Below are 7,617 nucleotides of genomic sequence, written 5' to 3'. Positions count from 1 at the left end.
CTGTTCTGATGGAGTTCGTGCAACAACTGCGGACGCTGGGCGAGCACCGTTGCTTCGGCGGCATCCAGCGCTTCATCGAGCACGACTCGCACGAAATCGGCTTGCCGATGCGCATTTCGGTGTTCCTGCCGCCACAAGCCGCGCTGGCCCGCGTGCCTGCACTGGTGTACTTGGCCGGGCTCACCTGCAACGAAGAGACCTTTGCGGTGAAGGCGGGCGCACAGCAGCTCGCAGCCGAGCTCGGCATGGCCCTCATCGCACCCGACACGAGCCCGCGTGGCGCGGATGTGCCGGGTGAGGCGGAGAGCTGGGACTTCGGTGTCGGCGCAGGCTTCTACCTTGACGCGACGCGGGCCCCGTGGGCCGCGCACTGGCGCATGGAGAGCTACCTGCTCAACGAACTGCTGCCGCTGCTCGGCGACCGCCTGCCCGTCGACACGCAGCGGGTGGGCCTCACCGGTCATTCGACGGGCGGCCACGGTGCGCTCACGCTGGCGCTGCGGCATCCGGGGAGATTCCGATCGGTGTCGGCGTTGGCGCCGGTGTGCGCGCCCACGCGATGCCCGTGGGGCCGCAAGGCACTGGCGGGCTATCTGGGGGCGGACAGCGGGCACTGGGCCGAACACGACGCCTCCAGCCTGATGTCTCGCCAGAAGGCCGCCCCCTATCCGCAGGGCATCCTGATCGACCAGGGCCTCGAGGACAAATTCCTCTCCGAGCAACTGCATCCGCATCTCTTCGAGGCGGCATGCCTCGCGGTCGGCCAGCCGCTCACCATGCGCCGGCACATCGGCTACGACCACGGCTACTACTTCGTGCAGAGCTTCATGGCCGACCACCTGAGGCATCACCACCGCATTCTTTTCCAACCCTCCTGACCTTCATCAACGAAAGAAGAAACCATGCCCAAGCTCTACGACTGCGACATTTCCGGCAGCTGCTACAAGATCCGTCTGTTCCTCAACATCCTCGATGTGTCCTACGAAGCGGTGCCCGTCGACTTCGTCAACAAGGAACACAAGACGGCTCCCTACCTCGCGCTGAACCCGTTCGGCGAGATCCCGATCTTCGAGGACGGCGATCTGCGCCTGCGCGACGCGCAGGCCATCCTGATCTACCTGGCACGCAAGTACGACAAGTCGGGCAACTGGTTTCCCGAAGACGCCAGGTCGCAGGGCCAGATCGCGCAGTGGCTGTCGACTGGCGGCGGCGAGATCATGAATGCAGCGGGCGCGCGATTGGTGAAGGTGTTGAACTACCCACTCGACCTCGAGAAGCTGCATGCCGGCGCGAACCGTGTGTTCGGCATCATGGACGCGCACCTGGCGAGCCGCGAGTTCCTGGAACTGGGCCACCCGACGATCGCTGATATTGCTTGCTTCCCGTACACGGCGCTGGCTGGCGAAGGTGGCATTGACCTTGCCCCGTATCCGAATGTGCTGGCATGGATCGAGCGAATGAAGCGGCTCCCGGGGTTCGTGGGAATGCCTGGTATCGCAAAGCCCTGATCCCCGGCAGGAGCTTCATGCTGCCGCATTCAGGTGGCATTTCGACGCCGAGCCGAATGATCCGTGCTCACGCGAAGCAGCAACGGAGCGTGAGGCGCCATGCCGTGGCATAGGCGGCTCGAGAGATGTGGCCATCTGCACCCGGCCTCTCGAGCGTCTCTCCGGATCGAGTGACGGAGCGGGAAGGCCGGCGTTAACCTGCGCTGGCCGCTTGGCGCACGTGGGCCATCAGCTGCTGCGCGACCGCCTCGAAGGGTTCAAGGCTCTGGTCGGCTCGGCTTAGCACCACCGCGCCTTCCGCCGAGGCGATCAGCATCATGGCGAGCGAGCGGGCCCGCGCCGGCGGGAGGCCACCCTTGTGCAGCAGATCCGTCAGACGCTCGCGCCAGGCGCGAAACACGGCGGTGGCGTGCGAGAGCAGCTCGGCTGAGTCAGTGGCCACCGTGACGGCCAGCACGGCGCAGCCGGCCTCGCACTGGGAGCGCGTGAGTACGGCGCGCCAGATCGCGAGGAAACGCTCGACCACCGCCTCGGCCGGTGCGCCGGCGATGGAGGCCATCGCGTCGGTCAGCACGGCGCCCGCGCGGTCGACGGCTGCGGCCACAAGCTGGTCTTTGCCATCCGGGAAGTGGTGGTACAGCGATCCGCGCGGTGCCCCCGTGGCCGCGAGTACCTCGGAAAACGACGTGGCCTGCAAGCCGCGCTGCGCCAGCAGCGCCATCGCCCCTTCGACCATGCGATCGCGTACGTCACCCGCCATGCCGTTGTTTCCTTGTTCGAGTCGGACTCGCAAAAATCTATGACGGCCATCATAATTTGAACTACTATGACGACTGTCATAGTTTCAATCCGAGGAACACACAGTGCCCGTTCGCCGACATGCCCTCCTGTCCATGACCCTGCCTCTGGTCCTTGCCGCCTGTGGCGCGATCCCCTCCACCTCTTTTTCACCCTCTCCAGGAGCTTCATCTATGACCATCGAACAGACCAGGCAGGCCATCATTGGCGACTGGATCAGCATCGCCCCCGAGATCCGCCCCAGCGCCCAGAAGGCCCCCGATGGCACGCTCAAGCCCTTCTATCTGAAGCGCGAGTTCAAGGTGTTGGTGGGTGATCGTTTCGAGCTGGTCATCGCCAACTCGGCCGATCCCTACGGCAAGGTGCCGCTGGCGAAGATCCTGATCAGGGGGCACATGCACTGGAAGGGCGAGCATCCCATTGCCCCCGGCGCGCAGAAGGTGGACTTCGTGGCCGACGAGGCCTACGAGGTCACGCCCTTGCTGCAGGCCTTCGCCGATGTGCTCAACCAGGTCGCCGTCCAGGGTTACGCCAAATGGGAGGTGGGCCAGACGCAGAGCATCTTCGGCAAGAGCTTCACGCCCTTCGGCCTGAGCGCGGGCAAGAACTTCATGGAGTACGACTTGGTGTACGTCTCGCACGGCCTGCTGTTCTGGGGCGCGCGCAACGTAGACGGCCGAGGTTTCGACACCGAGCAGAACCGGCCGACCAATCTGCAGATCCCGCTGGCGCGCAAGTAGGGCCCCACACCTGGCCATCTCCAATGGGCCTCACGGCCGCGGCATGGCCTACGACGCTGTAAGGGGTGGAATCGAACGGAGATGACGAGGCTTGCCAAAGTCACCATCCAGATGGTGGAGGAGCAGGGGGCGCGCCGGCGCACGAGGGTGAATGGAGCCGTGATCCCGAAATGCATCCATTCGCCACGCCAGGCGTCTGCTTATTGCGGCAGGAATGCGGGATTCGATGCGGGAAGCTCTCCATCCAGCTCGCGTTCGTAGATTTCCAGCGGCTGTGGCACACCGAACAGGTAGCCCTGGCACAGGCCGCAGCCGTGGCGCACCAGGAAGTCGCGCTGCGCAGGCGTCTCCACGCCTTCGGCCACGATCTCCAGTTCCAGGCTGCGCGCCATGCCGATGATGGCCTGGATGATCGATTCCACCTTCGCATCGAGCCCGATGCGGTGCACGAAGAACTTGTCGACCTTCACCTGGCTCAGCGGCAACTGGGTCATGTAGGACAGCGACGAGTAGCCGGTGCCGAAGTCGTCCATGGAGAACCGGATGCCCAGCGCGGCGAGCGCCTCCATCTTTCCGATCGCGTCGGCCACCTTCTCGTGCAGCAGGCTCTCGGTGAGCTCCAGCTTGAGCTTGCGCGGATCGGCGCCGGTGCGCGCCAGCACCTGGCTCACCTGGTCGACGAAGTCTCCCTCGCGGAACTGCCGGGCGCTCACGTTGACCGAGAGCTGCAGGTGCTGCCGCTGCGGGTCATCGCGCCATGCCGTGAGCTGCCTGCAGGCTGTCTCCAGCACCCACAGGCCCAGCGCAATGATGAGCCCGGTGTCCTCCGCCACGTCGATGAACTGGCCCGGCAGCAGCAGCCCGCGCACCGGATGGTGCCAGCGCACCAGCACCTCCGCGCCCACCACCCGGTTCTCGCTGGTGACCTGGCTCTGGTAGTGCAGCACGAACTGCCGCGCCGCGATGGCGGCGTGCAGTTCGTTTTCCAGCGCGGCGCGTGCGGTGATGCGGGTCTGCATGTCCGCCTCGAAGAAGCGCAGCGCATTGCCGCCGTCCGCCTTGGCGCGGTACATGGCGATGTCGGCCTGCTTGAGCACCTCCTCGATCGAGGCCGCATGGGCATCGAACAGGCAGGCACCGATGCTGCACGTGCCGTGATGGTGCTGCGCGCCGAGCTGATAGGGCTGGTTCAGGTGCGCGAGGATGGCAGCGCCCACGGTCTGGGTTTGCGAGGTGGCCACCGCGACCTGGTCGCTCAGGTTCTCCAGGACGACCACGAACTCGTCGCCGCCCAGGCGCGCCACGATGTCCCCCGCGCGCAGACGACTCCTGAGCCGCTGCGCCACCTGCTTGAGCAGCAGGTCGCCGACATCGTGGCCGAGCGCGTCGTTCAGCGTCTTGAAGTTGTCCAGATCGAGAAAGAGCAGCGCGCACAGCCCCGGGTGCCGCGCGGCGTCGCCGGTGGCCTGGTGGAGCCGGTCGAGCAGCTGCCGCCGGTTGGGCAGGCCGGTGAGCGTGTCGTAGAAGGCCAGATGCTCGATCTCGCGTGCCGCGCGCTTGCTCTGCGTGATGTCGCGCAGGATCACGATGAAGCGCGCGCAAGGCGCCTCGGTCTTGCCGGCGAGATCGCCGGCCGTTTCATCGACTGTCTCGTCGACCGACTTGCGCGATGCAGAGATCTCGAACCAGGTGCGTTCGCCGTTGTCGCGTCGCTCGAACTGGCGTCCGGCCGAGTAGCCGTTGGCGTGGGCTTCGCGCAGCGCGGCCATCACGTGCGAGGCGGCCGCGGCCGGCAGCAGTTCCTGCAGGGTGCGGCCCACGGGGTTCTCGAGGCCGGCTGCGGGGAAGGGCACGCGCGGCGCGTGATGGCCGTGGCAGCGGCCCTCCAGGTCCACCTCGAGCAGCAGGTCGGGCAGGGCGTCGAGCGTGGCCTGCAGCTGCGCCTTGCTCTCGATGATGGCGGCCGTGTGGCGACGCCTCTCGGTGATGTCGTGGTAGACGCAGACCAGGCCGCCGTCCGGCGTGCGGCTGCGCGTGGCGCGGATCACCTGGCCGTTCTTCAGCAGCGCCTCCTGCTCGGAGTGCGGCTGCGTCATCTGCGGCGCATTCAATGCCGACCAGCCGGCGGGCCCCCGGCCGTGCACCACATGCTGCGCGGTTTCGTCCATGATGCGCCGAAAGGGCAACTGCGGCGCGATGATCGATTCGGTCCACGGGAACATCGCGACGAAGCTGCGGTTCCAGGTAAGCACGCGGTGCTCGGCGTCCAGCAGGATGAAGCCATCGACCATGGATTCCAGCGCCTGGTCCTGCGTGGCCTTGGACCGCACCAGCTCCATGCGGGAGCGCCATTGCCGGCGCAGCTGGACATGGGTGAAACGCGCCACCGCAACGATCATCAGAGCGATGACCGCGCCGGTCCACGCGATCAGGTCCCGCTCGCGACGCCAGTCCCGCAGCGCCGCGCTCAGCGGCATGCTCGCCACGATCAGCAGGTTGCGGTGCAGCGTGGGACGGGCCACCACGATGGCCGGTTCGCCGCTCAGGCGCGCGGCCATGCGCTGCGGCTTGCCGTCGCTCGTCTGCTCGTGCAGGGCCGGCTCGATCTGCCGGCCGCCGAGGTCGTCTCGCGGCGGCAGGCTCGCCAGGAGCGGGCCGGCGTCGCGTTCCAGCGTGACCTCCAGGTCGCGCACGCCGGTGCCCTGCGTCATGATCGTCGCGAGCAGCGACAGCTGCACCTCCGCCACCGCCAGCATGCGCGAGCCGTCCGCAAGCGTCACGGCGCGGGCGAAGTACAGCACCTTCTGCGAGGTCACCGGGCTGATGGCCGGCGCGCTGATCGCCAGTGTCGAGACGGGCTTGGCCAGCACGCTGTCCACGAAGCCCGGGGGCAGGGCGAGCGGCAGGTGGCTGCCGCGCCGGTCCGACGAGGCAGCCACCGCGCCGCGCGCATCGACGAAGGCGACGTGGCGCACGAGCAGGTTCTGCCGCACCATGTTCTCGAGCAGCTGGTGCGGAGCGGGGCTGCCCGCGTCGTCGCCGGCGCTGGCGGCTTTCGAGCCGCGCAGGATTTCGTTGGCGCCCGCGAGCAGCATGTCGACGCTCAGCAGCGCGCGATTGAGTGCGGCCTCGGAGCCGGTCACGAAGCGGACCGTCTGGTTCTCGTGATCGGTGATGGCCTTCTGCCTGGCCTCCCAGACGATCACGGAAGCCACCGTTCCCACGGTGACGAGGAAGGCCAGTGCCACGCCATAGATGATGGCGGTGATGCGGCGGGGGAATCGCGGTGTCACTGTGCCGTAGCCCGGGCCTGGATGCCGACCACCGGTGCGAGCGTCTGGTTCCACGCCGTGGCGCACACCGGGCCGCAGCGCTGCACCCACCCGGGCAGCACGCGGGTCGCGAAGATGTCTCGGCGGCGGGCCTCGTCCTGCGGCGAGGGCCGCACGGCCAGCATGCGCCCCTTGGTGGGCCTGCTGCAGCCCGCGGCGCCCGTGTTGCAGGCGATGCCTTCCTCGGTTTCGCGCTCCGACTGGGCCCACACCGCGGTTTCCAGCCGCGGCAGCTCCTTGCGCAGCAGCGCCTGAAGGTCGGGCGGCAGCGCATCGAAGCTCTCGCGGTTGGCGGCGAAGACCGCCACGCCCCAGTTCAACGGCATGGCATAGAGCACGCTGGTCACCTGATGCAGGCCCAGCGTGTGCCCGGACATGGTGCCGGTGACGGCGCAGTCGGTGTTGCCCGATTTCATGTTCGTCATGATCTGCGAGAACTCTGTGTACACAGGCGTGCCGCCGAGCGCGGTGATGAAGTCGGCCTGCGTCGAGCTGGACACGCGCGTGCGCCTGCCCGCGAGGTCTCCGAGCTGCTGCATCGGCTTGCTGCAGAACACCACCTGCGCCGGATAGATGTAGACCGCCAGCACTTCCACGCCATAGCGTTCGCGCAACGCCTGCGACAGGTAGGGTCGGAATGCACCGACCACCCGGCGCAGCGTGGCGATGTCGGGGTTCAGCCCGGCCATGTCGGGAGCGCCGAGCTCCGGCAACTGGGTGGAGATCTGGCTCATCAGCGCCGTGCCGAAGGGCACCACGCCCAGCTGCATCAGGTTCAGCATTTCCTGGCCGGGCACGCCGGCACGGTCGAAGGGCACGATGCTGGCGGTGTAGCGCCCGCCGGACAGCGCCGCGAGGTCGCGCGTCCAGAACTGCTCCTCCTGCCCCGTGTACTGCGTGACCCCGGCCAGCCCCCCGACGATGCGCAGGCGCTGCACAGGCGCCGTCTGCGCATGGCACAGCGATGCGACGAACATCAGAAGCGCGACGAGGTAGGCCAAGGTGACGCTGTGCGAGCAGGGCGGGGCAGCGCCCGGGTACGGGGGAGGAAGTGGATCGGTGAACTTCATCATGGCACAGGAACGCCGGGCAGCGATATGCCGGGGCGCCACGTGTTGTGTGGCGGGGACGCTTGCATTCGAATGACAACGAGCAGATGCAGTCGCACTCGACCGCGTGGAGGCCGCAGCCTGCTATCCCTGCAGAGTCCACAAGGCAATACCGGAATCGTTTAATGGG

General features: G+C 67.3%; 6 protein-coding genes. 3 read left to right on the top strand and 3 right to left on the bottom strand.

Annotated elements, in window-relative coordinates:
• Positions 1-8: 8 nt before the first annotated feature.
• Both fghA and EJP69_RS26355 read left to right on the top strand, forming a co-directional pair.
• Entirely contained in the window at positions 9-878 is an 870-nt protein-coding gene (gene fghA / locus EJP69_RS26360) for an S-formylglutathione hydrolase (RefSeq protein WP_126473235.1), read from the top strand.
• Between the two features lie 24 nt (positions 879-902).
• Positions 903-1,508 carry a glutathione S-transferase family protein gene (locus EJP69_RS26355; protein WP_126473223.1) on the top strand — a complete coding sequence of 202 codons (606 nt, stop codon included), beginning with the start codon at positions 903-905 and terminating at the stop codon, positions 1,506-1,508.
• 193 nt (positions 1,509-1,701) lie between these two features.
• Here the strand turns inward: EJP69_RS26355 and EJP69_RS26350 are convergent, their stop codons facing one another.
• Positions 1,702-2,268, bottom strand: a complete 567-nt coding sequence (locus EJP69_RS26350; protein ID WP_126473221.1) for a TetR/AcrR family transcriptional regulator — start codon at positions 2,266-2,268, stop codon at positions 1,702-1,704.
• 211 nt (positions 2,269-2,479) lie between these two features.
• Between EJP69_RS26350 and EJP69_RS26345 the strand changes: the two genes are divergently transcribed.
• Complete coding sequence (locus EJP69_RS26345) at positions 2,480-3,046, top strand: hypothetical protein (protein ID WP_126473219.1); 567 nt, start codon at positions 2,480-2,482, stop codon at positions 3,044-3,046.
• Positions 3,047-3,246: 200 nt separating this feature from the next.
• On the opposite strand, the gene EJP69_RS26340 is transcribed toward EJP69_RS26345, so the two are convergent.
• Together EJP69_RS26340 and EJP69_RS26335 are read right to left on the bottom strand one after the other, a co-directional pair.
• On the bottom strand, positions 3,247-6,339 hold the full coding sequence (locus EJP69_RS26340; protein ID WP_126473217.1) for a bifunctional diguanylate cyclase/phosphodiesterase: 3,093 nt from the start codon (positions 6,337-6,339) through the stop codon (positions 3,247-3,249).
• Positions 6,336-7,355 (bottom strand): TRAP transporter substrate-binding protein, encoded by a 1,020-nt coding sequence (locus EJP69_RS26335; protein ID WP_093199649.1) that lies wholly within the window; start codon positions 7,353-7,355, stop codon positions 6,336-6,338. The genes EJP69_RS26340 and EJP69_RS26335 overlap by 4 nt, the downstream gene beginning before the upstream one ends.
• Positions 7,356-7,617: the final 262 nt, after the last annotated feature.

This window comes from Variovorax gossypii (assembly GCF_003965815.1).
Taxonomy (GTDB): Bacteria; Pseudomonadota; Gammaproteobacteria; order Burkholderiales; family Burkholderiaceae_C; genus Variovorax; species Variovorax gossypii.
The sequence above is the reverse complement of the archived record's forward strand: the minus strand, read 5'-3'. Positions and strand labels throughout refer to the sequence as shown.